Annotated in this window: 1 pseudogene; it reads left to right on the top strand. The window is 78.1% G+C overall.

What is annotated here, in order from left to right:
• Positions 1-40 precede the first annotated feature (40 nt).
• A pseudogene (locus tag CCN44_RS41570) lies at positions 41-686 on the top strand (topoisomerase II); the annotation flags it as partial.

The following is a 686-nucleotide window of genomic DNA, read 5'->3' as shown; positions in this document are numbered from 1 at the left end:
GGCCGCGCAGCCCGCGCCGCCGGCCGGCGACCCCGTCCCGATGCCGCGGCTGCCCGAAGGTTTCGAGCCGCAGCAGCCCCAGCCCGCTCAGCAGGAGACGCCGGCCGCCTCCCCCGCGGTCGAGCCGGAGACCGGCAACGGTGACCTGGAGAGCGGGGCGACCATGCGGTTCTCCGCCGTCGCCCTGAAGCGCGAGATGGCCGAGATCGCCGAGCGCGCGGCAGCCGCCGGACAGCCGGCCGGGTCCGGGAGCGAGGGCTCCGCGGAGGGGGCTGCTCCGACGGGTGACGAGGGCACGGCCGCCGCCTCCGGTGCGGAGGGGACGAAGAGTGCTGAGGGCACGGACGGTACGGAGGGGTCGTCCGGCTCCTCCGATGCGTCCGGGGCCGAGCGCGCCGAGAGCGGCGAGGAGTCCGGTGACGGGACTGCCACGCCGGAGGGCTCGGTGGTGGCGGAGGCCGCCGGTTCGGACGGCTCCGCGTCCGACGGGGGCGAGGAGCGGGCCGCGGATCCGGTCGCGCCGGACGCCACCGACTCGGGCGACGCCGAGACGGCCACCGCGGAAGCGGGCGGCGCCGGAAAGGCCACGGCCCAGGAGGCCGTTGCGGAGAAGGCCACGACCGAGGAAGGCGGTGCCCAGGAGGACGGCGCCGAGAAGGCCGACGCCGTCGCGGCCGACGCCGAGG

It is taken from the genome of Streptomyces tricolor, from assembly GCF_002155905.1.
In the GTDB taxonomy this organism is placed as follows: domain Bacteria; phylum Actinomycetota; class Actinomycetes; order Streptomycetales; family Streptomycetaceae; genus Streptomyces; species Streptomyces tricolor.
The sequence above is the reverse complement of the archived record's forward strand: the minus strand, read 5'-3'. Positions and strand labels throughout refer to the sequence as shown.